The 24183-nt window shown below is 68.6% G+C and carries 24 protein-coding genes and 7 pseudogenes; 12 read left to right on the top strand and 19 right to left on the bottom strand.

Translation table 11 applies throughout. The features are described 5' to 3' along the window. Positions 1-302 precede the first annotated feature (302 nt). The gene (locus ACZ4WQ_RS44520) at positions 303-2015 is read left to right on the top strand and encodes a hypothetical protein (RefSeq protein ID WP_398377267.1); all 1713 of its coding nucleotides are present in this window, start codon (positions 303-305) and stop codon (positions 2013-2015) included. Positions 2016-2364: 349 nt separating this feature from the next. On the opposite strand, the gene ACZ4WQ_RS44515 is transcribed toward ACZ4WQ_RS44520, so the two are convergent. Further along, positions 2365-2706 carry a MazG nucleotide pyrophosphohydrolase domain-containing protein gene (locus ACZ4WQ_RS44515; protein WP_361184585.1) on the bottom strand — a complete coding sequence of 114 codons (342 nt, stop codon included), beginning with the start codon at positions 2704-2706 and terminating at the stop codon, positions 2365-2367. 246 nt (positions 2707-2952) lie between these two features. Here ACZ4WQ_RS44515 and ACZ4WQ_RS44510 point away from each other — a divergent pair, with 246 nt between their 5' ends. Continuing rightward, a complete protein-coding gene (locus ACZ4WQ_RS44510; protein WP_398377268.1) occupies positions 2953-3537 on the top strand; it encodes a class I SAM-dependent methyltransferase in 585 nt (194 codons plus the stop codon). A gap of 169 nt (positions 3538-3706) precedes the next feature. On the opposite strand, the gene ACZ4WQ_RS44505 is transcribed toward ACZ4WQ_RS44510, so the two are convergent. The 4 genes from ACZ4WQ_RS44505 to ACZ4WQ_RS44490 all read right to left on the bottom strand — a co-directional run bounded on the left by ACZ4WQ_RS44505 (position 3707) and on the right by ACZ4WQ_RS44490 (position 7052). Continuing rightward, positions 3707-4291, bottom strand: a complete 585-nt coding sequence (locus ACZ4WQ_RS44505; RefSeq protein WP_311728000.1) for a GNAT family N-acetyltransferase — start codon at positions 4289-4291, stop codon at positions 3707-3709. A 162-nt stretch (positions 4292-4453) separates the two neighbouring features. Further along, complete coding sequence (locus ACZ4WQ_RS44500) at positions 4454-5584, bottom strand: sensor histidine kinase (RefSeq protein WP_398377270.1); 1131 nt, start codon at positions 5582-5584, stop codon at positions 4454-4456. After that, positions 5577-6272, bottom strand: a complete 696-nt coding sequence (locus tag ACZ4WQ_RS44495; RefSeq protein ID WP_398377272.1) for a response regulator transcription factor — start codon at positions 6270-6272, stop codon at positions 5577-5579. The genes ACZ4WQ_RS44500 and ACZ4WQ_RS44495 overlap by 8 nt, the downstream gene beginning before the upstream one ends. A gap of 75 nt (positions 6273-6347) precedes the next feature. Beyond that, positions 6348-7052 (bottom strand): VanZ family protein, encoded by a 705-nt coding sequence (locus ACZ4WQ_RS44490; RefSeq protein ID WP_311727997.1) that lies wholly within the window; start codon positions 7050-7052, stop codon positions 6348-6350. Between the two features lie 375 nt (positions 7053-7427). On the opposite strand from ACZ4WQ_RS44490, the gene ACZ4WQ_RS44485 reads away from it, so the two are divergent. The 3 genes and pseudogenes from ACZ4WQ_RS44485 to ACZ4WQ_RS44475 all read left to right on the top strand — a co-directional run. Next, on the top strand, positions 7428-7661 hold the full coding sequence (locus tag ACZ4WQ_RS44485; RefSeq protein ID WP_398377273.1) for a DinB family protein: 234 nt from the start codon (positions 7428-7430) through the stop codon (positions 7659-7661). 44 nt (positions 7662-7705) lie between these two features. Beyond that, entirely contained in the window at positions 7706-8065 is a 360-nt protein-coding gene (locus ACZ4WQ_RS44480) for an OsmC family protein (RefSeq protein ID WP_398377274.1), read from the top strand. 46 nt (positions 8066-8111) lie between these two features. Then, positions 8112-8228 (top strand): annotated as a pseudogene (locus ACZ4WQ_RS44475) (FAD-dependent oxidoreductase); the annotation flags it as partial. A 361-nt stretch (positions 8229-8589) separates the two neighbouring features. Here ACZ4WQ_RS44475 and ACZ4WQ_RS44470 read toward each other — a convergent pair. After that, positions 8590-9462, bottom strand: coding sequence for an aldo/keto reductase family oxidoreductase (locus ACZ4WQ_RS44470; RefSeq protein WP_385343038.1), 873 nt, complete (start codon positions 9460-9462; stop codon positions 8590-8592). A 212-nt stretch (positions 9463-9674) separates the two neighbouring features. On the opposite strand from ACZ4WQ_RS44470, the gene ACZ4WQ_RS44465 reads away from it, so the two are divergent. Beyond that, positions 9675-10538, top strand: coding sequence for a LysR family transcriptional regulator (locus tag ACZ4WQ_RS44465; RefSeq protein WP_358848936.1), 864 nt, complete (start codon positions 9675-9677; stop codon positions 10536-10538). A gap of 178 nt (positions 10539-10716) precedes the next feature. Here the strand turns inward: ACZ4WQ_RS44465 and ACZ4WQ_RS44460 are convergent. Continuing rightward, positions 10717-10940: pseudogene (locus ACZ4WQ_RS44460) on the bottom strand (hypothetical protein); the annotation flags it as partial. A gap of 90 nt (positions 10941-11030) precedes the next feature. Beyond that, positions 11031-11726: a class I SAM-dependent methyltransferase gene (locus tag ACZ4WQ_RS44455; protein ID WP_398377276.1), complete on the bottom strand. Its 696-nt coding sequence runs from the start codon at positions 11724-11726 to the stop codon at positions 11031-11033. A gap of 263 nt (positions 11727-11989) precedes the next feature. Here ACZ4WQ_RS44455 and ACZ4WQ_RS44450 point away from each other — a divergent pair. Continuing rightward, positions 11990-12177: pseudogene (locus ACZ4WQ_RS44450) on the top strand (MBL fold metallo-hydrolase); the annotation flags it as partial. A gap of 135 nt (positions 12178-12312) precedes the next feature. Here ACZ4WQ_RS44450 and ACZ4WQ_RS44445 read toward each other — a convergent pair. Both ACZ4WQ_RS44445 and ACZ4WQ_RS44440 read right to left on the bottom strand, forming a co-directional pair. Continuing rightward, positions 12313-12570, bottom strand: a pseudogene (locus ACZ4WQ_RS44445) (hypothetical protein); the annotation flags it as partial. 26 nt (positions 12571-12596) lie between these two features. After that, positions 12597-13394, bottom strand: a complete 798-nt coding sequence (locus ACZ4WQ_RS44440) for a thymidylate synthase (protein WP_385343047.1) — start codon at positions 13392-13394, stop codon at positions 12597-12599. Between the two features lie 329 nt (positions 13395-13723). On the opposite strand from ACZ4WQ_RS44440, the gene ACZ4WQ_RS44435 reads away from it, so the two are divergent. The 3 genes and pseudogenes from ACZ4WQ_RS44435 to ACZ4WQ_RS44425 all read left to right on the top strand — a co-directional run. Continuing rightward, positions 13724-14074, top strand: coding sequence for a hypothetical protein (locus ACZ4WQ_RS44435; protein WP_398377278.1), 351 nt, complete (start codon positions 13724-13726; stop codon positions 14072-14074). A 27-nt stretch (positions 14075-14101) separates the two neighbouring features. Then, complete coding sequence (locus ACZ4WQ_RS44430) at positions 14102-14653, top strand: YciI family protein (protein ID WP_311730844.1); 552 nt, start codon at positions 14102-14104, stop codon at positions 14651-14653. A 326-nt stretch (positions 14654-14979) separates the two neighbouring features. Further along, a pseudogene (locus tag ACZ4WQ_RS44425) lies at positions 14980-15165 on the top strand (IS701 family transposase); the annotation flags it as partial. Here the strand turns inward: ACZ4WQ_RS44425 and ACZ4WQ_RS44420 are convergent. Next, entirely contained in the window at positions 15150-15434 is a 285-nt protein-coding gene (locus ACZ4WQ_RS44420) for a YciI family protein (RefSeq protein ID WP_311730843.1), read from the bottom strand. The pseudogene ACZ4WQ_RS44425 and the gene ACZ4WQ_RS44420 overlap by 16 nt on opposite strands. Positions 15435-15457: 23 nt before the next feature. Between ACZ4WQ_RS44420 and ACZ4WQ_RS44415 the strand changes: the two genes are divergently transcribed. Then, positions 15458-16159, top strand: a complete 702-nt coding sequence (locus ACZ4WQ_RS44415) for a Crp/Fnr family transcriptional regulator (protein WP_398377280.1) — start codon at positions 15458-15460, stop codon at positions 16157-16159. A gap of 982 nt (positions 16160-17141) precedes the next feature. Here the strand turns inward: ACZ4WQ_RS44415 and ACZ4WQ_RS44410 are convergent. The 7 genes from ACZ4WQ_RS44410 to ACZ4WQ_RS44380 form a co-directional block, all read right to left on the bottom strand. After that, on the bottom strand, positions 17142-18002 hold the full coding sequence (locus ACZ4WQ_RS44410; RefSeq protein ID WP_398377282.1) for a galactose-binding domain-containing protein: 861 nt from the start codon (positions 18000-18002) through the stop codon (positions 17142-17144). 14 nt (positions 18003-18016) lie between these two features. After that, entirely contained in the window at positions 18017-19513 is a 1497-nt protein-coding gene (locus tag ACZ4WQ_RS44405) for an alkaline phosphatase D family protein (protein ID WP_398377284.1), read from the bottom strand. A gap of 713 nt (positions 19514-20226) precedes the next feature. Further along, positions 20227-20421, bottom strand: coding sequence for a hypothetical protein (locus ACZ4WQ_RS44400; RefSeq protein ID WP_398377286.1), 195 nt, complete (start codon positions 20419-20421; stop codon positions 20227-20229). 270 nt (positions 20422-20691) lie between these two features. Beyond that, positions 20692-21051 carry a hypothetical protein gene (locus ACZ4WQ_RS44395; protein ID WP_398377288.1) on the bottom strand — a complete coding sequence of 120 codons (360 nt, stop codon included), beginning with the start codon at positions 21049-21051 and terminating at the stop codon, positions 20692-20694. Further along, positions 21048-21332 carry a hypothetical protein gene (locus tag ACZ4WQ_RS44390; protein WP_398377289.1) on the bottom strand — a complete coding sequence of 95 codons (285 nt, stop codon included), beginning with the start codon at positions 21330-21332 and terminating at the stop codon, positions 21048-21050. The genes ACZ4WQ_RS44395 and ACZ4WQ_RS44390 overlap by 4 nt, the downstream gene beginning before the upstream one ends. 464 nt (positions 21333-21796) lie before the next feature. After that, complete coding sequence (locus ACZ4WQ_RS44385) at positions 21797-22891, bottom strand: hypothetical protein (RefSeq protein ID WP_311730837.1); 1095 nt, start codon at positions 22889-22891, stop codon at positions 21797-21799. Between the two features lie 155 nt (positions 22892-23046). Next, entirely contained in the window at positions 23047-23316 is a 270-nt protein-coding gene (locus ACZ4WQ_RS44380; protein ID WP_398377291.1) for a hypothetical protein, read from the bottom strand. A gap of 103 nt (positions 23317-23419) precedes the next feature. On the opposite strand from ACZ4WQ_RS44380, the pseudogene ACZ4WQ_RS44375 reads away from it, so the two are divergent. Next, a pseudogene (locus tag ACZ4WQ_RS44375) lies at positions 23420-23551 on the top strand (IS5-like element IS4811 family transposase); the annotation flags it as partial. Positions 23552-23563: 12 nt separating this feature from the next. Here ACZ4WQ_RS44375 and ACZ4WQ_RS44370 read toward each other — a convergent pair. Beyond that, positions 23564-24020: pseudogene (locus ACZ4WQ_RS44370) on the bottom strand (transposase); the annotation flags it as partial. Positions 24021-24183: the final 163 nt, after the last annotated feature.

Genomic DNA, 24183 nt, shown 5'->3' with positions numbered 1-24183 from the left:
ATCGGCTCCTGGTCGAGCGCCAGGCGAAGGCAGAAACGATCGCTCGGTCGAGCCTGTAGCAGTACTGCGTCCTAAGTCCCCCCGGAACGTACCTCCCTCGCCTGATAGTCCGCTCCGTTTGGGCGGTTGTTGTGGTGCGGGAGGGGGGTCGGGTCTGAGGCGACGTATGACCAGGCGAATAGCGCGTGGGCGAGCCGCGGTTGTGACGTCAGATGGTGTGGGCACGGCCGGTGTGCTGGTGGTTGGTTCGGCGGCGCGTGCCGGAGATTCCGGCGATCTTGTTACCGACGGGAGCGTATGTCATGTCAGTGAAGCTTTTTGATGCCGCGTTCTCCGCTCCACCGCACGGAGACGCGGCCGTGGCCAGCGGATATTTCCTCATCGGCAACCAGTACTACCGCTTTGCGTGGAACAGTTCCAGGAGTAAGCAGAAGGTCACCTACCAGGGTTTCGGCGCCACCAGATATCTGCTCGACATTCCCCAGGCGGCCGCGTCGTTCGGCGAGGGAGTGGACGCCGTCTGCTGCCTGGACCTGAGCACCATCTACCTGTTCAAGGGCGACCAGTGCCTGTGGGCCCGGATGGCCGGAGATGCCGATACCGCCGCCAAGCCGATCAGCACCGTCTTCAAAGGCCTTCCCGTTCCCTTCACCAGCAAGATCGATGCGGCATTGCCGTTCCGGGACGGCAACACCGTCAAGATCTGGTTCTTCTCCGGCAGCCAGTGCTGCCTCTACAACCGGGAGTCCCTGGCCCAGCACGTCGAGCTCTCCGGCGATACCAGCACGCTGTGGGGCCTGGCCGGTGACTTCGCCGCCGGCATCGACTTCGCCGTACCCGAACTCGGTTCCGGCGGTGACTTCCAGGACAGCGGCTACCTCTTCCACGGCAACCAGTGGATCGCCTGCACCCCCGGCACCCACAGCGTCGTCGGCACCCGCCAGACCGTCAGCGAAACCGACTGGCCCGGACTCGGCTCCATCGGCGCACGGGTCTTCGACCAGCCCGGCACCCACTCCTGGACCGTCCCCAGCGGCGTGAACCAGATCACCGCGAGGATATGGGGTGCCGGCGGCAGCGGCGGCACTGGAGGCGCCGGCGACGGCACGAGCGGAACAGGCGGCACCGGGGGCGACGGAGGCCTCGGCGCCTACTACGCCGGCACCTGCGCCGTTACCCCCGGGCACACACTCACCTTCACCGTCGACGGGCCCGGCAACACCACCAACTGCCCCACCGGCCTTCACGAAGGCGATTACGCCGGCGTCTGGGTCGGCAGCGGTGGCAACGGAGGCGATGGCGGCAATGCCTGGCAGGACCACCACGGCGGTGGTGGGGGCGGTGGAGGCGCGGGCGGTGGAGGCGCGGACACCGGCGGCAAAGGCGGCCAGGGCACCGAAGGCGGCCACGACGGCACCGACGGCAACGCGTCGTCCTTCAACTTCCTGGGCACGGTCATGGGCGGCCACGGTGGAGGCGGTGGCGGCACCGCCGGCGCGGGCGGAGGGGGTACCGCATTTGCCTACTCTGCGAACCACAGCATCTGCGCCGGCGGCGACGGCGCCAACGGCACCAAGGGCGGCTACTTAGGTCTCAGAACCAGCGGAGGAGAAGGCCCCGGTGGCAACGGTCAATGCGGGCAGAATCAGGGCGCATATAGGCCTGGTGCCGGCGGTGGTCATGGCCCCGGTGCGGGCGGTGCGGGCGGTGTCGGTGGCACGGGCGGTGTCAGCAGCGCCACCGGCGGCGGCTACTGCGGTGGGGGTGGGGGTGCCGGCAACGCCGTCGGCGGTGGCGCGGGCGGCGGTGGCGGAGACGGCGGATACAGCCACCCCCTGATGGACGTCACGGAAAACCAGCGCGGCCAGGGGAGCAGGCCGGGCGGCAACCCACCCGCCAACGTCGCCACCGGCGGCAAGGGCGGAACGGGCGGAACCGGCAGAGGCACCCGCGGCACCCCCGGCCAACCCGGCGGCCCCGGCCTCATCACCATCACCTGGGGACCCGCCCGCTGACCGCCCCACAGCACCCTGCCACCGGCTGAGGTTGTTCCTTGAGGGTGGACGGGACGCATGCGAGGGCGACCCTGGCACCACCCGCGCCGCCAACCGCGAGCTGACGGCTCGGCTCAACGTCACACCGACTGATCGCTCAGCCCGTGACCAGCCGAAACGCGGGCGCCCCGGTTCCCGGCCACTGCTCGGCCGGGAGCCGGCGCGGACGGTCTACTGGTATGGGGGCCTACTCCGCAGGAAATTCACGGTCAGGGTGTGGCCGCCGCGGCCCGGCTCGTCGCGTGCCCGGTCGTCGTCGTAATGCCCCGTAGAGCTGGGATCACGCTGACGTGTTCGCGGCGGTCGTCCGTCACGGCAGTTCCTTGCCGTCGGTGAGTTGGGCACTGATCGACTCATCGAGTTCGGTCATGGTGCGTCGGAAGGCATCCTCCAGATCCACCTCGTAGCGGTGCGCAAGAATCAATACCGACCACAGGCAGTCGGCGAGTTCATGCTCCAGCGCCGCCCGGCCGCCCGGGACATCTCGGGCACCTTCCTGAGCCATGATGAGCTTGGCCAGATCACCGACGTCTCCCATGAAGCCGAGCATGAACTCGTCTCGCGTCCACGCCCGTCCGCGCTCACGGCGGTTCAGTTCGTCGTAGAGGTCATGGATCCGAATCGCCTGCTTTTTCAGCTCGCCGAGGTCCACGGAGCCCGCCCTTCCGTTTCAACGTGTGGAGGTGATGGAGGATTGACCCTCTCGCTGGGAGCCTTGATCGTCAACGGGTGGCGATCACTCGCGCTCCCGGAACAGGTCGGGAACCCAGCGCCGTTGCAACTGGTCAGACGTGCAGTTCTCTCGTGCGTCACACACCACTCGGCCCGTGGACTGCCTTGCGCCGCACGGGCGCTTGACGAGTTTCCGGTTCGCCACCGCCCGAAAGGTAGAGTCCTGATGACGATCGCGCCCGCCACCTACTGGGAGCGGCTCTGGCACGACGGCCGCCGGTACCGCAAGGTCACCGGTGCCGAGACCACGCTCCTGGCCAGGCATCTCGGCCCCGGCCGCGGACGCCCGGCCCTCGACATCGGCAGCGGGGACGGCGCGCTCGCCCGCCACCTCCACCACCAGCTGGGCTACCGCACCACCGGCGTGGACTGCGCTCCCACGGCCGTCGCCCTCGCGGCCGCTGAGGACGTCGAGGACGTGGAGGACGAATCCGGTCCGGCTTGGCGGCTGATGGACTTCACAAGCGACGACCTCGGCAAACTGCCGGAGCCCGCGTACGCCGCCGTCACCTGCCGCCTTGTCTACCGGTGGGTGGACGACAAGCCGGCCTTCCTCGATCGCGTCCGCCACGTGCTCGCACCCGGTGGAATCCTGTGGGTCGTCACGGAGCTTGCCGAACGCCGCGAGGACACCGACCCCCTCAAGAAGCTGGGGATCACCGCCGCCGACGTCGAGTTCCTCACCGCGGGCTGGTCTGTCGTACGGACCGCCGACCTCGACCTGCTCCGCTGCTACGCCCTCCGCCTCTGAAAGCCTCCCTCGTGTGGCCACGCCCGCGCGCGGTGCAGCCATTGCTGGCGCGGCGACGTCGGCCAGCAGCCGCGAGGTTGTGGGGGAGGAGGTGACTGGTCTACACCGACATCAATCGCCTCAAAAGACACCGCGCCGTGGCCAGGAGGGACGACAAGCTGGCGGCCCGCTACGAGGCGACCGTCCTCGTCGCGGCCATCGATGAATGGCTGTGACCAGCGTCGTTGAGAGTGATCCAGTAGCGGCGCTTGACCCCGGCTTCGGTGCTGCGCACATCTTCGAGGACGCCGCCGTTGCTTTCGATGGTGCGCGCCGAGCCGAGGTTGCCGTCGTCACAGGTGAGGAGGACCCGGTCCAGACCGAGCGCCGGCGCCTTGAGCAGAACCGCGCCCAGCGCCCACGAGGCCAGTCCGCGTCTCCTGGCGGAAGGCCGAACGCTGTAGCCGATGTGTCCGCCGCCTTCCAACAGAAAGGCGTTCAGATAATGCCGGAGGTCGATGGCCCCGAGGTACGTCTCGCCGTCGACAATCCACCAGTGGGTAGCGTGGACGCGTCCTTCCCCGACAGGCAGCGACCGGTCCGCTTGCTGCCGCAGTCGCTCGGCCCATGCGGCGAACCCTTCCGGGCTGTCGAGGTCATCGTCACCAACCAGACGCAGGCCGGCCCCGTCCTGGTGAGCACCAGGCTGCCACTCGTCACGCGCCGTGAGCCACGAGGAATGCAGCTGTCTTGTGGGAGCGATCAGTTCAGCCATGCGAGGGACCATAACACCCGCACCCCCTGGGTGATCAGGCGCTTTCTACCAGATCGGGAGCCCGGCCCGTCGGGTGGGGGCAGGTGAGCCGGACCGGGGCGAGATCGCCTCATTCCGCCGCGACTGCTCACCCACTACCTCGATCCACTTTCGGTGCACGCCTTAGTGGGCCCCGCTCGGGGAGGACGCGTGCGGCGTGCCGGGGAGTCGAATCGTGACGAGGAGGCCGCCGGAGGGGCGGGGGGTGAGGTCGAGGGTGCCGTCGTGTGCTCGGACGAGGCTGTGCACGATGGCCAGCCCGAGGCCGACGCCGGCATGCTCGTCGGTGCGTATGCGTTCTGTTCCGCGTTGGAAGGGTTCGGTGAGGGTCGGTATCAGTTCCGGTGGGAGCGGACGGCCGGTGTTCTCGACCCGCAGCACGCTCGTGTCGTGCTGCGGTTCGGTGTGGACCGTTACGGTGCCGCCGGCGGGGAGGTTGTGGACGATGGCGTTCTGGACGAGGTTCGTCACCATCCGCAGTATGAGCGCCGTGGAGCCGACGGTCTGCGTTGTCTCGCCGGTGATGTCGAGCGTGATCTGGCGCTTCTCGGCGAGGGGAAGCAGCGTTTCGGCGGCTTCTTCAGCAATGAGGGAGAGGTCGACGGCCTCGCGGGTGAAGCCCCTGCGGTCGGCGCGGCTGAGCAGCAGGAGGGCCTCGGTGAGGTCGATCGCCCGCGTGTTGACAGTGCGGAGGCGTTCAATGAGTTCGCCCTGGTCCCGCGTGGGGTCGTTGCGGGCGGCGTCGAGGAGTGTCTTGGAGATCGCCAGCGGGGTGCGCAGTTCGTGGGAGGCGTTCGCGGCGAACCTCTGCTGTTCGGTGACGTGGGATTCGAGTTGTTCCAGCATGGTGTCGAACACGTCGGCGAGTTCGCGGAATTCGTCTTTGGGGCCTTTCATGCGGATCCGGTGGGACAGCGATCCGTTCGCGGCCATCCGTGCCGCGTACGCGATCCGTGTGAGTGGTGCGAGCATCCGGCCGGCGAGGATCCATCCTCCCAGGAGGCCGAACACGAGGAGGAAGGCCAGTGCTGTGGCCGCGGCGGGGGCGAAGCCGCGCAGGAGGTCGGAGCGGTTGGGCCCGGTGATGATCACGGCGCCGAACGTCCTCTGGAGGGATCTGCGGTCGTCGTCCGGCAGCCAGCGCAGCACGAATACCCATACCACGGCCAGCATGAGAGCGCCGGCGAGGAGGAGGAATCCGGCGTAGCTGATGGTGAGTTTCAGCCGGGTGCTGAGCCCTGGGCGTCTATTCATGAGTGCTGCCGGGTTGGGCGGTGTCCATGCCGGTGTCGATTCGGTAGCCGACGCCGGGCACCGTGGCGATGAGCCATGGTTCGCCGAGTCGTTTGCGCAGTGCGGAGACGGTGATGCGGACGGCGTTGGTGAAGGGGTCGGCGTTGTTGTCCCAGGCCCGTTCCAGTAGCTCTTCGGCGCTGACGACACCGCCTTCGGCGGCGACGAGGACTTCGAGCACGGCGAACTGTTTGCGGGTGAGCGCGACGTAGCGTCCGTCGCGGAAGACCTCCCGGCGGAAGGGGTCCAGCCGCAGGCCCGCGATCTCGCGGACCGGGGGCCGGGCGTATGCGCGTCTGCGGTCGAGCGCCCTCAGCCGCATGACGAGCTCCCGCAGCTCGAACGGTTTGGTGAGGTAGTCGTCGGCGCCGAGCTCGAACCCGGAAGCCTTGTCCTCGATCCGGTCGGCAGCGGTGAGCATGAGGATCGGGATGCCGCTGCCGGAGGCGACGATGCGCCGGGCGATCTCGTCGCCGGAGGGGCCGGGGATGTCGCGGTCGAGGACCGCGAGGTCGTAGGAGTTGACGCTGAGCAGTTCCAGGGCGGAGTCGCCGTCGCCGGCGATGTCGGCGGCGATCGCCTCCAGCTGTAGACCGTCACGGACGGCTTCGGCCAGGTAGGGCTCGTCCTCCACGATCAGTACGCGCATGTCCGAAGCCTAAGCAGCACAACATATCGCCGACGTATGCAAAGACGTGTGCACTCCCGACACCCGACACGCGACTCAGCCCGCTGGTGCCCGCGCGGGGCGAGGCTGGTCCGACGGTGCTTCCGCCGTAGTGCGCCACCAGCGGCGCGACGCCAGCGCGGCCAGCACGGCGCCGGCGGCGTTGACCAGTACGTCGTCCACGGAAGACACCCGGTCCAGCCACAGGACGTACTGTGCGGTTTCGACCAGGACCGAGCAGCCCGCCCCGAGCGCCAGGATCCGCGGCACGGACGCGAGCGCCGCGAACCGCATGGGGGCGAAGAACCCCAGCGCCGCGAAGATCAGCAGGTTGCCGACGATCCCGCCCGGCCCCATCGTGACCAGGTCCCGCAGCGGTACCAGGCTCACCCGGCGTGGAGCGGTGCCGACCCCGGCGCCCGGCATCATGGTCATCCATAGGAACGGCACCGTCCCATGGACCATGCCCACCTCGGCCAGCGACATCCGCCACGCCGATGTGACGCCAACGGCACGCCGACGGCACGCCAGAGCCCACACCACCAGCGCGGCCAACGGCAGCGCGATCAATGTCATGAGCACCACGCCGTTGAACGTATCGAAGCAGCCGTGCCACCGCCCGGCCATGCACATCGGAGCGGACATCATGAGCGGCCGCCGCACGACGAACGTGGCGCTCGCCATGCCGAGGATCGCCAGGCTGAGGAGCACGATCCTGCGCGTGCGGCGGGGCGGTGCCGACAGGGATGCGTTGTGGTTCATGCCCCCATTGGAGACGGAGGGCCGTTGTGGTGACGTATGCGATTTTCGATACGCCCGCGATATACGGAATCCCCTCCATGGCTTTCAGAAGGTGGCCGACGCGAAGGCGTACCTGGCGAGCGACCTGTTCACCCGCGATGTGGTCGGCGGCCTGTCCCCGTTGCTGAAGGCGGCACCCGAGGTGCGCCTCTACGACACCGTCTGACCCTCCCAGAGCCATCCGGGCAGACCCCGCGCACCAGGCTTCGCCCAGCCCGTCATCGGCCCCGCGCAGCTCGCCGGAGCGATCGCGCCGCGGCGCCTGGCGAAGAAGACCGCCCGCACCTGACTCGGCATCGATCCCTTCCCCTCACCCCAACACCGACAGGTGGAGTCATGCGCGAACTCGAAGCGCTGCTACGCGAGTACGACCGTGCCCGCGCGTGCACCGACGAGCTGTGGAAAGACCTCACCCCGGACGAGGTGACCTGGCGCCCGCACGAGAACTCCAGTGCCATCGGCTGGCACCTCGGCCACCAGGCCCACGTCGCGAGCTCGGCCAGGCCACGTTCTCGGTCAACGGTTCGTGGCAGGGCGGCTGTCGGCTCACCGCGCAGACCGGCCCGCTGACCGCGGGCGGCGAGCGTGACGACAAGCGCGTCGCGCGTTACGTGATGAGGAGCGACGAACCCGCCCCGCTGCTGGGCACCGACACGGCCGTCTCACCCGCGGAGTACCTGTTGCAGGCACTCGCCGGCTGCTGCACCGTCACGCTCGCCGCCAACGCCGCCGCCAAGGGTGTGGAGCTGAAGAGTTTCCGCCTCGAGCTCGAAGGCGATGTCGACCTCCGCGGATTCCTCGGCATCGACCCCACAGTCCGCCCGGGCCTGCAACAGGCGCGCGTCCGCCTCCACATCGACGCCCCGGACACTCCCCGCGAGCAACTCGAGGAACTCGTCGCCCTCGTCGAGAGCCGCTCGCCCATCCGAGACACCCTGGTCAGCCCCATCGACGTCGTCACCATGCTCGCCTGATCGCGCCAACAGAGCGGGAGCTGAACCGATGGAAGAGGAACGACCGATGGTCGAGCAGGACGAGCGATTCGACGTGGTCGTACTCGGTGCCGGGCCCGGTGGCTACGTCGCCGCCGTCCGCGCCGCCCAACTGGGTCAGCGCGTCGCAGCCGTCGAGGAGAAGCAGGGGGCGTCTGCTGCTTCCATCCCTCGGCGGAGGTGATCGCCGAGGTCACGGGCCTGCTCGCGCCCGGCGACAGCCGACGCTGACCACACGACCGGGTGGTCGGCGCACTGGCGCCGGGCCGGAGTCGTCTCGTTCCTGCGCGACCGACTGAAAAGCCTCACCACCGACCGCGACCACAGCCCGGCGAGTGGATCCCGTCTCTCACGCAGAACTTCAACCCTGGCGCGGTGGAGCCGCCTTCGATGGCGCCACCGCGCAGCAGCATGTGTGAACACGCCCCTCGGTCACCAGCAATGAGACCCGCACCACATCATTCGCCACCGCCCCTTGGCCTTGCTGGGGGCCGGGCTGCGTCCTGCTAGTGGCCGATGTTGTCCAACTCGGCGAGTTCCTCGTCGGAGAATGAGAGTCCCGCGCCGACGACGTTCTCGCGCAGATGCGCCACCGACGAGGTGCCGGGGATGAGCAGGATGTTCGGCGACCGCCGCAGCAGCCAGGCCAGGGCGACCGACATCGGGGTCGCATCCAGCCGGGTGGCCACGGCGGAAAGCGCCGTGGACTGCAGCGGGGTGAAGCCGCCGAGCGGGAAGAAGGGCACGTAGGCGATGCCCTTCTCGGCGAGATCGTCGATCAGCTCGTCGTCCTGGCGGTAGGCGAGGTTGTACATGTTCTGGACGCACACGATCGGCGCGATCGTCTGCGCCTCGGCGACCTGTTCCGCCGTCGCGTTGCTCACTCCAAGGTGTCGGATCAGGCCCTGCCGCTGGAGTTCGACCAGGGCCTCGAAGGGCTCGGCGAGCGAGCCGGGCCGGGTGCCCTGGGCGTCGCCGAGCCGGAGGTTGACCACGTCGAGCGAATCGAGGCCGAGGTCCTCAAGGTTCTCACGGACGGCGCGGCGCAGGTCCTCGGGCTGCCGGGCGGGAAACCAGCCGCCCTGCTGATCGCGGACCGCGCCGACCTTGGTCACGATGTGCAGCGACGCGGGATAGGGGTGCAGCGCTTCACGGATCAGATGATTGGTGACGCGTGGTCCGTACGCGCCGGCGGTGTCGATATGGGTGATCCCGAGGGCGGCGGCCTCGCGCAGGACGGCGAGCGCACCGTCGTGGTCGGCGGGCGGGCCCATGACCCCGGGGCCGGCGAGCTGCATGGCGCCGTAGCCGAAGCGGGTGACGGTCAGATCGCCCAGGGGCCAGGTGCCGCCGGGCAGTGGAGCGGAGAGTGTGTTCATGCCTGTGTCTTTCCTGCTGAGCCGGATACTGCAAGAGGGCTGTCTTCCACGTGGTGCGCCGTTCGCCAACGGCACTCCACGTCCGCGCCGGCCACCGACGCGGACTTCGCTTCGCCCATGCCGTCGATGTTCGCTTGCCGACGAGCGGCGCATCCAATACCGACACGGTGCCCTGTCATACCCGGCAGGTATCACCGGGCTATGCTGTGTCCGTGGACACCTTGGAGACCCGCGAGCTGAGGTACTTCATCGCCGTCGCCGAGGAACTGCACTTCGGCCGCGCCGCCGAGCGCCTCGGTATGGCCCAGCCACCGTTGTCCCGGGCGATCCAGCAGCTCGAGCGGCGCCTCGGCGTCCGCCTGCTGGAACGCAACCGCCGCGGCGTCGCCCTGACCGGCGCCGGAGAGATGCTGCTGCACGAGGGCCGCGCAGCCCTCGACGCGACCACCGCCGCCGCTCGCCGCACCCGCCGCGCCGGTGGCGCCGACAGCCCGGGCGGCGCCCGCAACCGCCTGGTGCTGGCGGTGAAGGCCGCCGCGTCCCACGAGCTGCTGCACAAGCTCCTCGACGCCTACGCGGCCGAGCCCGACGCCGCCGAGATCGAGGTGCTGCCGAGCGGCACGTGCGAGCAGGGAGAGATGCTGCGCGATGGCCGCGCCGATGTGGCGCTCATGCACGCGCCGTTCAACTCACTCGCCGGGTTCGACAGCGAGGAACTGATGACCGAGGGCCAGATCGCTATTCTGCCCGCCGGGCACCCCCTCGCCGCGCACAAGACTCTGTCCCTGGCCGACGTCGGCGACATCCCCGATCTTCCGCTCGCCCGTTGGTCCCGCGACGGCACGTACCCACCCGGCCCGGGCCCCGAGATCCACGACCAGACGCAGCTGGCCCAGCTGATCGCCCTCGGACGCACCGTGGCCGTCTTCCCCGACTCCGCCCGCGCCTGGCTGTGGGCCGAGCACACCGCCGTCCCCCTGACCGACGCGCCCCCCGTCGTCACCCACATCGCCTGGCCCGCGCACAGCCGCTCCCTCGCCCTCGCGGGGCTGATCCGCACAGCCACGCGGCTATGACCCTCTCGTGCCTTTCATCGTCGCCGTCACCCTGATGACACATCGCCTGACCGCCTGCCTCCACACCCCACCGTCGCCCGCCCACGGGACGGGCGGGGCCGCGAAGCCGTCACGGCCCCGGCGGGCGAGGCGGCTCCCGGAACCCCTTCTGGGCCGCTGACCAGCAGGTATGCCTTGGTCAAGTTGGCCACGGCCACGACGAGCCGATGATGCCGTACGGCATTGCCGCATCACCCGTCGTCGATGCGTCCTTGTTGCGCAACGGGCGCAGGCCGCCGGCCGGCTCGGGGAGCTGGAACGAATGGCACCCGAGCATGTTGATGTGGTGCCGTACAAACAGTGAGAGGCGGGCACGTCCTCGTCGCGGACATCGGAGTCGTCAGCGCGCAGCTGGTTCAGCGCGGTGCCCATATGCCTGTGTCTCCAGTTCTGGCGCTTGGGAGATGGAGTCGTGACTGTGCGCGTTCGCCGGGAGGCAGGGACTGCGTGAGGTCAGGGCCGCAGGAGCCTGACCGCAAGGAAGCACGGAGCCTGGTGGAGTTTGTTGTAGGCCGTTTCGTCGAGTTCTTGCAGGCCAGGCTTCGGGCGAGGCTCGATGAGTCTTTCAAGCATGAATCCTGCGGCCAGCAGCTCGTTCAGGAACGTTTCCAGCGGCATGCGTTGGTAGTGGATTGCCAATGGGCCTCCGGCGAGAGGGCGGTCAACCCAGTCGTCGGCGTAGTACGAACCACCGAATTTCCGCCAGTCAGCCGTCGGGTGGGTCGTCGAGACCAGCAGCCACCCGCCTGGGCGCAGGACGCGTCGTAGCTCGCCGAGGAGACGTGGCCGGTCGGCGATATGGTGGAGCGTCAACGCGCACATGACTCCGTCGAACGATGCGTCGTCGATGAAGTCCAACGGCTTCTCAGCATCGTGCATGCGCAGTTCGGCCCGGTCGCCCAATCGCTCCCGCGCGTGACTCAGCAGAGTCGCGCTACCGTCGATTCCGACTACCTCGGCACCACCCGCCAGGAGTTCGGCCGCGTAGTGCCCGGCCCCGCAGCCGACGTCGAGAACCTTTGGCCCGGCAACGTCCCCCGCAAGTGCGAGCATCGCGGGCCGGTCGGTGTGCGCGTTGTAGGGGCTGGTGTCGGCGTTCTTCGCGAAGTAGTCGCCGAGTTCGTCGTGGTAAGCGGTCTCTGCAGGCATCGTGACAGCATCGTGCCGTTGGCTGCCAACTGCGAGCGGTTTTGTGCAACCGGAGGGCGCGTCCCATCAACGGCTGCCTCGACTTGGGGTCCGACAGTGGTGGGCTTGTTTTCAGCTGTCGGCGGCTCCCCGAGGACCCCAGCCTGTTGTTGACCTTGTGTGATTCCCCGGGGCGCATCGGCTCGATGTCCACCCGGTCTCGTTGCGGACCCCGGTGGTGGTCTTGTCGTGGTAGTCGAGAGCGTCCGCGACGACGGGGGTCGGGCGATCTGATCGCCCTGGACAGCGCGCAGGCCGCCGAGGCCGCCCGGATCCTCGGCGCCTGCCGCGTCGTCGCGGTTCACCACGACGCCGGGCCCACTTCACCGAAGGCCGCGACGAACTGGAGGCCGCCTTCACCGCCGCCCGCCTGGCTGACCGCTTGGACGCGCACTGGGCGCAGCGCGCCTGAGCCTGAACCGTCGTTCAGGAACCGATACCTCGTGCTGCCCCTGGCCTTCGCCGATCACCTCGCCCCGAGAACGCCGTCCCCGCTGTCGAGCTGTATCACGAGCGGCTCCGCCCCCTCACCCGCTCTCGCCGAGCCTTACGTCATGGTCAGCGTCGGCGTCCTCGCGGCCGACGATGAGAACAAGGCCTGCGCCTTCTCCCACGCCACGCTCCGCATGTTCACCAGCTGCTCCTTGGCAGGGGCAGCCGCCGGCTCCGACGGCTCGGCGGCAAGTTCCAGGGCCTGGGCGATGTACCCGGCTAGGCGCTGTTGGCCGCCCACTTGTGGGGCACGGGTCACCACGATGTTGCGTCTGCCGGACAGCGGGCCGGATCGCGGAGGCAGCGAATTCCACGTTCTGCGCCCAGATCAGGCCGACTTCACACGGCGACCGGGGCTTTGATGGCCGGGTGGTGCTGGTAGTCGAGCACTTCCACGTCGGAGTAGACGTATTCGAAAAGCGAGTCGGCTTGGCGCAGACGCAGCCGCGGGAACTCGAACGGGGTGCGCGAGAGCTGCTCGGTCACCTGCTCGACATGGTTGTCATAGATGTGGCAGTCACCGCCGGTCCAGATGAAGTCACCCGGTTCGAGGCCGACCTGCTGCGCCACCATGTGCGTGAGCAGGGCATAGCTGGCGAAGTTGAACGGGACGCCGAGGAACAGGTCCGCACTGCGCTGGTACAACTGGCAGGAGAGCTTGCCGTCGGCGACGTAGAACTGGAAGAAGGCGTGACACGGCGCGAGAGCCATATTGGTCAGCTCGGCGACGTTCCAGGCGGAGACGATCATCCGGCGGGAGTCCGGGTCCCGGCGCAGAGTGTCGAGAACCTTGCTGACCTGGTCGATGTGCCTACCGTCCGGGGCGGGCCAAGAACGCCACTGTGCGCCGTAAACCGGACCGAGCTCGCCGTTCGCGTCGGCCCATTCGTCCCAGATGGTGATGCCGTGCTCATGCAGCCAGCCGACGTTCGAGTCGCCTCGCAGGAACCACAGCAGTTCGTACACGATGGATCTGAGATGCACCTTTTTGGTGGTGATCAGTGGGAACCCCTGCGAGAGGTCGTAGCGCAGTTGGTGCCCGAAGACACTTCGGGTGCCAGTGCCCGTCCGGTCGGCTTTGGCCGTCCCGGAGGTGAGTACCAGCCGCAACAGGTCTTCGTACTGGGTGTCCGCCACAGCCGTCGAGTCTACTGGCCGCTCACAAGGCGCACTCGACTGCCGTGTCTCCCCGTGTGCCGGGGCACGCGGGAGCCAGACCCACCCCCTTCACATCTCGGCGCCACCGAAGTCGCAAGGAAGCCCGGTCCTGGGGATCAACCGGGACCAGCGGCGACCACGCAATGAGACATCGCGGTGTACGCCGCTCCGGGCAGGTCTGTCCCGTGGCTCTTCAACCTGACCTCGAAGGCCGGACAACCATGCGCTGGACGATCCCACCCCCGCGCTCCGGACCGCGACCAACACTGACAGCACCAGCGGCGACTCACGGTGAGCAAAGTTCGGCGGTGTGGTGCGGCCTGATCCGCCCCGTTCGACGAACCTACCCGCCGTGCTGTCCCGGACTGGCTCGACTGCCCGCCGCAGCCGTCAGCCGGGCACAGCCAGCCCGCCTGCTGATCACCCAGAAGACCGCCGCCTCGCTCGGCCCGGCAGGCATGCCGTGGACCACCCGGGTCACCCGCAACCTCACCGCCACCCTCGAACGGCTCCGAGCCGACCGCCAGCCTGAAGAAGCCCTCGCCCCCGTCACCGGCATCGACGAGACGTCAGCCATCAGCTACTCGGCATCGGCACGGCACGCGTGCTTCCGGATGGTGCTGCGGAACAGTCATCACAGTGAAACTCGCTCGCTCTGATGATCTCCTTGAAGAGATCCTATAGACATGGAGTTCCTCTGCTACCACCGCGACCGGCCCGGCTCCCTGCCACTGCGCGACGAGCTACTGGAAGAGCATTGGTCATATATGGACCAGTACGCGAAGGAGATGATCGCCCGGGGCCCGACCCTCGCCGAGGACGGCGACACCCCCACCGGAAGCGTGCACATGCTCGACCTGCCCGATCCAGCCGCTGCCCGCGCCTTCGCTTTTGACGAGCCGAACTACCAGGCCGGCGTCTACCGGGACGTACTCCTGCGACGGTGGCGCAACACCCTGGGCCGCACCATGTGGGACTTCCCTGGCGGCCGGGCCGGCGGCAACCGGTACCTGGTGATCGGCCTCGGCACGGGGCAGGCCGCTGACCTCGCCGCACCGCCCGTCCGGGATGACCTGATCGCCTACGGGCCGCTGCTGTCCGACGACGGCGCCACCTGGCTCGGCACGGCGGCACTGGTCCGGGCGCCGGACCCGGACACGGCCCGCGCCATCCTGACCGCGGGCCGGTACGCCGACATTGAGGTGCACAACTGGCAGTTCGGCGGGCGACCGTCATAACCCGAGAATGTCCGACCGACATCAGCGCCGAAGCCCGAGGGTGGCGTCCCGGGCGGCAAAGGCGGCGTTGCGTTGAGCGGGTTCACGCCGCAAGGGCCGACTCCAGCCTCCCGCCCCGCTGCGCGCAGGGACGGGAGGCCGCCCCTCGGCTCCGCTGTACGGCTCCGCCGAGAACGTCCCGAGGGGGCGATTGCCTGGACAGCGGACGATCCGGCCGGCCCGAGACTGTCCCTTACCTCGGGCACGACGGTGAGAAGAACACCCGAATCGGCATCAGCCACAGGAGCCGGCAGTCGGCGCCTGCACAAGTGACCAGCCGGGCCGGCCCCGCCCAGGACGGAGTGGTCCCGCTCACCTGCAACGAGATCCAGCGGCTGTTCACGGCGTTCGTCGTGTGGCCCGTGCGCGACGCGGCCCACCGGCTCGGCTGGTCCGTCTGGCGACGCCGTCATCAGGCCCGGGCCCAGGCCAGCCGTTACCGGCCACAAGCCGCCGCTCAAGCGTGGTCGTGAATCAGCCGTTCCCGACCGACCACCGGCGCCCACTCGCGGACGCCGAGCACCTCGACTCCGGGCGTGCGGTAGTACGGATCGGTTTCAAGCAGGCGGTCCAGCTCCCCACGTTCCGTATCGAAAACAAGTAGCGCACCTGTGTCGTCTGCCCACGGACCTGCGGTGACGAGAAGGCCCTCTTCATGAAGGCGCTGGAGGAGTACACGATGCGCGGGGCGTGCCGCGAGGCGCTCTGAGGTGGCGGTGAATACAAGTTCGACGATCAGCATGCGCCCGAGGGTAGGTTCTGAGGATGCCGGGATCTGTATCAGGCGATACTGCAGCTGCGGCGGAGTGGCGCTCACTGAGCGAGATTCCGCTGTTGGCCGGGTTGTCGGACAACCAGTTGCGCACCCTCTGGGATGATTCGCTTGCACGCGGCTACCCAGCCGGACATGCGCTGCGCAATGCAGGTGATCCTGCGTCGCATCTCGTGCTGCTGCTGCGTGGTCGGGTGGCCGCCACCGCTACCACGCGTTCGGGTCGGGTCGTCCGCTTCGGCCAGTGGGCCGGCCCTTGCGCGCTCGACAAGGTTGCCGTGATCGATGGCCACGGACACACCGCCACCCTCACCTCGCTCACGCCGTGTTCGGTACGGATGCTGCCGCGTGACCGCTTCCTGAACGTAATTGACGATGCACCTTCTGTCCGTAGGCATGTACTGCGCGTTCTCGCCAGCCAAGCGCGAAGTCACCAAGAAAAGATCACCATCACTGCGACAATGCCCGCAGAGGCCAGGCTGGCGGTTTGGCTGCTGAACGAGGCCGCATCAGATGCAAGGGGATGCATCTCCTTGCCAGGTACCCAGAAGGTCTTGGCCGACCTCCTGGGTGTCACCAGGGTGACGGTCAACCGTGCACTCTCCCGGCTCCGCCGGGACGGCCTGATCGAGGTCAATCGCCACACGATCACCATCCTTGCCCCGGAGCTTCTCGAATTGCGAACCCATGGTTAAGGGACGCGCGGCGGGGAGCCGTAGCAGTGGAAGGGAAGCTTGTGGATGGTGCGGATGCAGCGGCCCGATCAGCAAGATCACGTTCTACGGCTGGAGTATTGGGCGCACTCATCGCGATAAGGGCCGGGCAGTGCCGTTTCGGCGTGGGGGAGGGGGAGCCGTGGGCGCGCCATTGTTCGTAACGGCCACCATCACCGGGCCGGCGGTGTATGTGAGCCGTATCTCTGCTCTGTCTGCGGAGGTGTGCTTGGTGACAGTGGTGAGCGTCTCTTGCATGATGCGGTACGTCGCGAAATCCGCGCCCGAGCTGAGCGCTCTGGGTTTGCCCTCGCTGGCGACGGTCACCCTGATTTCCGCGTTCTGAGCGAGGTTGCGGATAAGGCTGCGTCGGGTTGTGGCGAACGGTTCGGGGTCCTTTTGCCACGGGCCAGAAGCGTGCCCAGGGCGATCAGTCCGCCTGCCCCCAGGGCGTCGATGACGACCCAGGTCACCCGCCAGTGTGCGGCAGCCGAACTGGTCGGCAGTTCCGTCGCGATCAGGCACAACCAGGGTACGAGGAAGACACCGCACGCGATCAGGAACCGGCCGATCCGCCGAGTCCCTGCTCGACCCGACCTCACATGAGCTCCGATGCCGGTACGTTGCTCCACGGGTACCTCGCCGTGGAGAGGCATCAGTGCCTCTCGCCACTCGGGCATCTGCTCCGTCAGTAGCGGGGCGATGCGCCCGGAGAACTGGCTCCTGATCGTCTTGAACGCAGACTCGACCTGCGGCACCCCTGTCCCGGTCTCTCGGGGGAGGCCCCAGGTCGCTCGATAACGCGCTTCCCGGACTCGCGCGGTCTGCAGCGGGTGATGCCGGAGTGATGAGGGGATCCGAGTTCTCTGGTTCCGCCTCCTGGGGAAGACGCCGAGTACGGGCGCCGGGACGCCCCAGCCCGTTGGGCCAACAGACGGGACGCCCCGGCGTCGTGCTCGGATTTCTACTGCGGGCCGTAGACCTCGAGTTCGACGAGACGCGAGTAGTTGCTGCGGGCGAAGTGGATCAAGACGCGTACCGCGTCGGTCTGTTCGGCGGGGAACTTGGTGACGACATGCTCCTCGGCGTTGCCCACGACCTGCGCGACGGTGCGCCAGGTGTCGCCGTCACGGACCTGGATGTCGAAGTCCCGGATGCCGTTCGTGGCGGCGGGCGTCTTGGTCCAGAGTTCGGCCCGGTCGACCGTCTGGACCGTCGGCCACTCCACGCCGTACCAGTCGGGGAAGACGTCCCGGGTACCGTCGTTCCAGCCGGTCAGGGTGTCCCAATGGCTCTGGTCCTTGTCACCGTCGACGGCGCCGCAGAGCGTGAAGTTGCCATGCGTGGAGGAGGCGATGGCCTGCTCGCCGTAGGCGAGGTTGGCCCCGGGCCCGCGCTCGGGCATCGGCTGGACCGTGACCGGGACGACCTCCTTCTGCTTGCCGCTGGTCACGGTGACGTCGTACGTCCCCGGTTTCGTCCCGCGCGGAACGAGAACGCCGAACGACTTGGTCACCGCTTGGGCCGGGTTGTTGGGCGGCAGGTATGTCTGGAAGAGCGTGTCGGAGAGGACGAGCGGCGCCTCGGCTTTGAGAGTGGCGTCCGCGAAGACGGGTTCGGTGCCGGTGTTGGTCAGGGTCACCGAGATCGAGGTGGGCAGGCACGGCAGTTCGCTGGCGGACACCGCGGCGGGCGAGGCCCACATCACGACGTTCGAGCGGGCCTTGCCGACCGGGGCGGCGACGGCGCTCTCCGCGGGAGTGGCGAGGGTCACGCCGGCGGTCAGCACGCCCGCGACCGCGGCGGCGGTCAGGGTCTTGTTCATGGTCGTTCCTCTTCTCAGGCCTGCTGAACGGCGGCGACGCCGCTCTCGACGGCGAGCTTGGTGCGGGTGCTCATGGTGCCTTCGGGCACCGTGACCCGGTCGCAGACCCGGAACTCGGATATCCAGCGGTCCGGCGTGATCTCGCAACTCACGTAGCCCCGCTGGAAGTTGCCGAACTTCATGTGCGGGTTCTCCTCGAGCAGCACCCGCCCGCCGGCGTCCAGGTCCTCGCCGTCCCGCGCCGAGGAGATGGAGGTGCCGACGAACTCGGTGGCGACGACCTTCGAGTCCGGGTCGGTGAAGTCGAGCGCGAGGTCGCTGACCACCGTGCGGTGCAGGTCGCCGGCGAGGCTCACCACGTTCTGGATGCCGCGCTCGTCGATGCCGCCGAGGAGGCGGTCGCGCGATGCGCTGTACCCGTCCCAGGCGTCCATCGGGACGCCCACGCCGGGGCCGGAGACCGTGTCGAGGAGAGTGATGGCGGTCTGGTGGCCGAGGACGTTCCAGGTGGACTGCGACGCGGTGAGGCCGTCGAGCAGCCATCTCTCCTGGGGGAAGCCGAGGATGGAGCGGGTGGGGTCGGCCGTGGCCTCGTTGGGCGCCTTGATGCCGTCGCCGTTCACCTGGTCGTTGCGGTACTGGCGGGTGTCGAGCATGGAGAACTCAGCCAGCCGCCCGTACCGCAGGCGGCGGTAGAGCTGCATCTCGGGGCCGGTCGGGAACTGCGGTGCACGCAGCGGCAGGTTCTCCCAGTAGGCGCGGAACGCGTTGGCCCGCCGGACCAGGAACTCGTCGGGGGGCGTGCTGCCGGCGTACCGGTCGGCCCAGTTGTCGACGACCTCGTGGTCGTCGAAGACCGCGATCCACGGGGCGGTGTGGTGCGCCGCCTGCAGGTCCGGGTCGGTCTTGTAGTACGCGTAACGCTGGCGGTACTCGTCCAGGGTGACGGTCTGACGGGTCCGCAGCGGGTCGTCGTCGCCGGGGCGGACGCCGCGGTCGTTGCCGAACTCGTAGATGTAGTCGCCGAGGAACAGCACCACGTCGTGGTGGCGGGCGGCCAGGTCGCGGTGGGCGGTGAACCAGCCCTCCCAGATGGCCTGGCAGGAGGCGAAGGCGAGAGTCATGCTCGGCAGCAGCTGGTCCGGCGCCGGAGCCGTCTTCGTCCGGGCGGCCGGGCTGACGAACCCGCCGGTGCGGAAGCGGTAGTAGTAGTCGCGGGCAGGCTGGAGGCCGCGGACGTCCACATGGACGGAGTGGCCGTACTCGGGTGAGGCCTTCGCCGTACCGCGCTGGACCACCCGGCTGAAGCGCTCGTCGGCAGCGATCTCCCACTGGACCGAGTAGGTCCGCCGATCCATGCCGCCGAAGGGCGCCAGCGGGTCAGGGGCGAGACGGGTCCACAGCACGACACCGTCCGGCAGCGGGTCGCCGGAGGCGACTCCGAGCGTGAACGGGTCCTGCTTGGTGGCGGAGGTGGTCGCGGCGGTGGCGGGGCTGATCCCGGGCAGCATGCCGGAAAGAGCGAGCCCGGCGGCGGCACCCGTGACTGTGAGGAAGCGTCGACGCGTCGCCGCGCTCAGCGCTGGAGGAAGAAAAGGGGAGTGTTCCACGTGCGTGGACGTTGGCGGCGCCAGATGAACAACTGAGAAACTTATGGTGACGGTACTGTCAGGACTTCAACACGAACTGGCGCCGGAGAGGATGTCCTCTTCCGGAGGCGCCTCTCCGTCAGGAGCGGGCGGTGGTCGGCAGTACCGTTGGCGCGATACGTGGCCGGCCGAGTCTGTCCATGGCAGATGTTCAGGTGGGAGGGGGAGACCGCGCCTTGGACCCCGGCCTCCACCGATCCGCGTCGGTCCGCCGGGCCGCACCGCCTGTTCAGCGTGCCCATTCGAGTCCGAGGTCGGCCAAGGCATGGAGTTTGTCGGGAGTGAGCTCCCACAGCGGCTCTTGGCGTTGGACAGGAAGGCCAAGCCGGTGCCTTTGAATTGGGCGGTCGCGCTCTGGCTGTCGGGCAGGGCGACCCACTCCGGCGGGCCAGGCCTGTCCGGCTCCGGATCGTCGGGGCCGACGGTGTCTGTGACCGTTATGCGACGGGTGTGTCGCGGGCGTGCTTGATCATCATCCGTGCCGTGACGCGGGCCGGTCCCTCCAGCGTGGTCCAGAAGGCGTGCGTCGACACGCTGCTGGCCAGCTCCAGCTCCAGCTCCAGCTGCCGCTGTACTTATGCCTGGTCTTCCTGGGGCCAGCCCTCGCTCGCGGGAGGTTCCCGCGGGCGCCAGATGTCCGGGTCCTTGAAGCCGCCGTGTGCTTCGACCGACCTGGTCAGGCGGTCGTACAGGGTCGACCGTGCGGGGGTGGTTTCGTGGAGTTCTTGCTGTGCGGCGAGCAGGGCTGCGGGGAAGTCAGGTCTGACCATGGCTGAAATGATGTGTCTGTTCGAATTCGTGGGCTGAGCCGGCGCCCGGAGTGTCGCCCGGAGGTGTGACTGAGCGCCGTAGTCGGAGGGTTCCGAGAGTCGTACTTGGCGGGGGCCCGAGCCGACGCGCGATAGGCGCCACATAGGCAAGCCTGTTGTCACTCGGATTGGGCGCCCGGCAGAGCTCGTCTGCACGATGGCGAAGGCCTGACCGGTAGACCATGGCCAGGCCCTCACCCCTTCAGGTTTCGGGGGTGAGGGCCCTGGTGCTCAGTGGACTGGCGTCCAGTGCTTGAAAGCGTCGTCCAGGCCCGGGCTTTCGGGGTCGTCCCAGATCAGGCAGCCCCACACGACGCCGGGCACATCGGGGCCCATCAGGTCTGCGGGGCCTTCGGTCAGGGTGCGGTGGACGGCTTCGAGGTAGGCCGTGACCGACGGGTACTCGGGCTTCGACACCGGTTCGTCCACCAGGTTCCACCGTCCGACGCCGTCGTCACCGGCGTAGTGGCCGTGCAAGGGTTCTGCCTCGTCCCGGGTGAGCCACGGGACCACCTGGGCTCCGCCCCACCCGTCGCGCCGGCCGTCTGCGGGGAGCCTCAGGCCCAGCGCCTCGGCGGGGGAGAAGATCACTCCGCCGGGCAGGAACGCGCCGGATCGACCTCGCCCTCCTCGTCCGCCTCGATGAACTGGTGCCGCACACCGCCGCACAGCCGCCACAGTGCGGCTGGCTCCGCGGGCAGCCCGTAGCCGAGGCGACGGTGCAGCCGGGAGTCGGCGGTGGCTATCTCCTCCTCCGTCCCGGGCGGCAGGAGGGAGGCGTGGGAGACTGGGGCGTTCTCGGTGAGCCACGCGGTCAGGGCCTGCCAGGCCGCTGCGACCCGCTCCGTTTCACCATGGGGTTGAACAGACATGGGGCCAGTCTGAGGGGTCACCTGGACAACTGGCACCGACCGACGTCATGACGCTCGCCACTGCTCAGGGCGCTGCCGCCAAGCCGCCTTCCGTCGACGCGCAGCGGTCGAAGACGACTGACGGACAACATCAAGTGAGACAACCTTGTGGAAGTGCTGCTGAGAGACAACACCAGCTGAGACTCCGTCGAAGATCCGTCTCAGCCCTCTTTGCATCACCCCTGATCACAGTCTCGGCCACGGGCAAGATCAAATGAGACGGGACAGGTGCTGCGTACTGGACGTGGCTGACTCGGCGCAGCTCGATCACGATTGGCGTCGTCTGCTGGCTGGCGCTCGTGTATGTCGCTGCCCGGCTGCGCACGGTGCTTGGCCGACCGGCCTGGCGTCGGCGCTGGGAGCGGATCGGCGGCTGGATGTTCATAGCCCTGGGGGTTGGGGTGGCCGCCACCGAGTGCCGCCCGCTAGGACCGGGTCGCCCTCGCGCACTCGTCCCCAGAGGACTCGGCCCGCCCGACCGGCGCGCTGCGGTCGTACGGGTCGACCTCCGTGCCGGCCTCGTCCGCCTGGCGGTCCGTGCCGAAGGGCGGGGTGAAGTAGCCCGTGGGGGCGCCGCAGCCGCCGTTGGTCATGTCGTACTTGTACGAGACGATCGAGAACGTGCCCGGCTCGGTGATCACCTTGTCAGGGTCGTCCCAGCTCAGGATCAGCTCGCGCCGGACGATCGTGCGCACGATCTCGTCGTCGCCGCCCGCGTCCGCGCGGGTGACCGGGTAGACGAAGGTGACGTCGGCGGTCACCTGGAGCGCGCCGCGCTCACCCTCCCGGTAGGTGAGCCGGCCCCGGGTCTTCACGACGTCGCCGACCAGTTGGGTGCGGGAGGGCTGGAAGCGGCTGAAGAGGAGGAGGGGGTCGTTCTTCTCGCTCGGGGTTCGGAAAGCGGTTTTCAGAAGGTCTTGGACGTCCTTCTGGTGCGGGTTGATCAGTGCAATCGCCTTCTCGGGGCGCTCGCCCCGCAGCACCCCGCGGTCCAGGCCGGACGCCACGAGGAAGTCTCGGCTGCGGGCGAGGGCCCGCTCGACCTCGGCCGCGCTCATCCAGCCGACCGCCCCGGCCTTCGGCACGGTGATCCCCGCCGCTCCGCTCGCCCAGCGCGCCGCCGGCGAGCCGCGGAACGGCTCCTCCAGGGTGGGCTGTTGGGCCGCCTCCGCCGGGGGTGCCTGGGTCGGGCGGGCGGTCTCGGCCGCCAGCGGCTGGGAGTCAGTGCCGGCGAACAGGTCCACGATCTTCCCCGGCGCGAGCGCCACCACGAGCAGCACCAGCAAGGCCAGCAGCCCGACCACGTACCAGCCCGTGCGCCGCTTGGGCCGCGCGGGCGTGTAGCTGCGCCAGCCCTCTACGCCGCGGCCGGGATCCGCGCGCAGCCGCTTTGCCACGTCGCGGGCCCGCGCCGACGGCTCCTTGGGCGCGTCGGCGACACCCGCCACCGACTCGCGCAGAAACCGCTCCCACTCCTCGTCGGACCTGGACGAGCCGTCCGGCTCCGTACCCGTGCCCATCCCCAACCCCCTGGCAATCAGTAGAGCGCGGCCCACTCACCTGGGACGCGCCCGAAATAATGACACAGAGCGCTGACAACGAGGTCGGCTGGGCAGGCGGATGTCCATGCACGTGGTGCCGTGCCCAACGACGCTGCTGTGTCCGGGGCACCCGCTCAGCGGGGCAGCGGCAGGACGCCCTGGAGGACCAGCTGCCGCTCGTACAGGGTGGGCATGGCCTTCATCTGGACGCCGGTGCGCAGCGGCTTCACAGAGAAGCGGAAGCCCTTGATCGGGCCGTGGCAGATGAATCCCGTGGGCATGGGGATCCCGATGCCGTCGGGAGACACGGTGAAGCCCAGCCTGGTGTAGAAGTCCGTCAGCTCCGCCTCGTGCGTGGCGAGCCGTACAACACATCCCGGCTTCCCCGCCAGGTGCGAGCCCACCGCCTGCTCCGCATCCGCCTCGATCTCGTCGTCTCTTCCTGCCCCGTTGCGGGGCCGCCTGGATGGTGGCCGGCCCGCGGCAATGCCCGGAGGGCAAACTGCCATGCGTCATCGCCGCTATCCCTCGCACACCACGAACACCGAATGGGCCCTGATCGAGCCCCTGCTGCCGACTCCGGCGGCCGAGACCCGCCGCGGCGGCCGGCCGGAGAAGTGGCCGCGGCGCGAGATCGTGTTTACCGACCGCTCAAACGTCCATGATGACTTTGACCTTGGACAATGCGTGGCGGACGGCGAGCTTGTCATATCTCGTTGCCACGGCCCGGTGCCTCTTGAGGCGATTGATCCCACACTCGACCACGTGACGCTCGCAGTAGTCGGTCTTGTCGAACTTCGGGGGGGCGTCCACCTCGGGAGCCAAGCCTCCGCTGGTTCCGGACGCGGTCTGCGAGGACCGGGGTGGTTGCCTTGATTCCGCGTCTGCGCAGATAGGAACGGTTCCGGCGGGAGTCGTACGCCTTGTCAGCACGAATTCGGTCAGGTCGCTTGCGTGGTCTTCCGGGCCCCAGACGGGGCACTTGGATCGCCTCCATAACGGGCTCGAACTGCGGTGAGTCGCCACGGTGCCCCGCAGTGATCAGGATCGATAGAGGTTTCTGTCTCTGCTCCACTGCGAGGTGGTCCTTGGTGGTCAGTCCGGTGTGGGAGTGGTCGTCGGTGGGTGGTGGCGTTGCTCGGATTGCGCAGCCGCGTCGTGACTGAGTCGATGAACTTCTGTCTCTGCTTGAGAAGAACCCGATAAGCCTCCGCTGCGCGGTCGTACCGCGTGTCGAACTCGTTGCGGGCTTTGGCATTCCCGATTGCTGT

Source organism: Streptomyces sp. NPDC028305, assembly GCF_055569495.1.
Note: the sequence above shows the minus strand (reverse complement) of the source record. Positions and strands in the feature narration are given on the sequence as shown.

Coding starts and splice junctions, on each gene's coding strand:
- ACZ4WQ_RS44510 (WP_398377268.1), top strand. CDS start 2,953: ATGACGATCGCGCCCGCCACCTACTGGGAGCGGCTCTGGCACGACGGC.
- ACZ4WQ_RS44400 (WP_398377286.1), bottom strand. CDS start 20,421: ATGGTCAGACCTGACTTCCCCGCAGCCCTGCTCGCCGCACAGCAAGAA.
- ACZ4WQ_RS44420 (WP_311730843.1), bottom strand. CDS start 15,434: ATGCTGATCGTCGAACTTGTATTCACCGCCACCTCAGAGCGCCTCGCG.
- ACZ4WQ_RS44430 (WP_311730844.1), top strand. CDS start 14,102: ATGGAGTTCCTCTGCTACCACCGCGACCGGCCCGGCTCCCTGCCACTG.
- ACZ4WQ_RS44480 (WP_398377274.1), top strand. CDS start 7,706: ATGAGGAGCGACGAACCCGCCCCGCTGCTGGGCACCGACACGGCCGTC.
- ACZ4WQ_RS44520 (WP_398377267.1), top strand. CDS start 303: ATGTCAGTGAAGCTTTTTGATGCCGCGTTCTCCGCTCCACCGCACGGA.
- ACZ4WQ_RS44490 (WP_311727997.1), bottom strand. CDS start 7,052: ATGAACCACAACGCATCCCTGTCGGCACCGCCCCGCCGCACGCGCAGG.
- ACZ4WQ_RS44405 (WP_398377284.1), bottom strand. CDS start 19,513: ATGCTGCCCGGGATCAGCCCCGCCACCGCCGCGACCACCTCCGCCACC.
- ACZ4WQ_RS44410 (WP_398377282.1), bottom strand. CDS start 18,002: ATGAACAAGACCCTGACCGCCGCCGCGGTCGCGGGCGTGCTGACCGCC.
- ACZ4WQ_RS44385 (WP_311730837.1), bottom strand. CDS start 22,891: ATGGGCACGGGTACGGAGCCGGACGGCTCGTCCAGGTCCGACGAGGAG.
- ACZ4WQ_RS44390 (WP_398377289.1), bottom strand. CDS start 21,332: ATGTCTGTTCAACCCCATGGTGAAACGGAGCGGGTCGCAGCGGCCTGG.
- ACZ4WQ_RS44415 (WP_398377280.1), top strand. CDS start 15,458: ATGCCGGGATCTGTATCAGGCGATACTGCAGCTGCGGCGGAGTGGCGC.
- ACZ4WQ_RS44495 (WP_398377272.1), bottom strand. CDS start 6,272: ATGCGCGTACTGATCGTGGAGGACGAGCCCTACCTGGCCGAAGCCGTC.
- ACZ4WQ_RS44485 (WP_398377273.1), top strand. CDS start 7,428: ATGCGCGAACTCGAAGCGCTGCTACGCGAGTACGACCGTGCCCGCGCG.
- ACZ4WQ_RS44500 (WP_398377270.1), bottom strand. CDS start 5,584: ATGAATAGACGCCCAGGGCTCAGCACCCGGCTGAAACTCACCATCAGC.
- ACZ4WQ_RS44470 (WP_385343038.1), bottom strand. CDS start 9,462: ATGAACACACTCTCCGCTCCACTGCCCGGCGGCACCTGGCCCCTGGGC.
- ACZ4WQ_RS44455 (WP_398377276.1), bottom strand. CDS start 11,726: ATGCCTGCAGAGACCGCTTACCACGACGAACTCGGCGACTACTTCGCG.
- ACZ4WQ_RS44505 (WP_311728000.1), bottom strand. CDS start 4,291: ATGGCTGAACTGATCGCTCCCACAAGACAGCTGCATTCCTCGTGGCTC.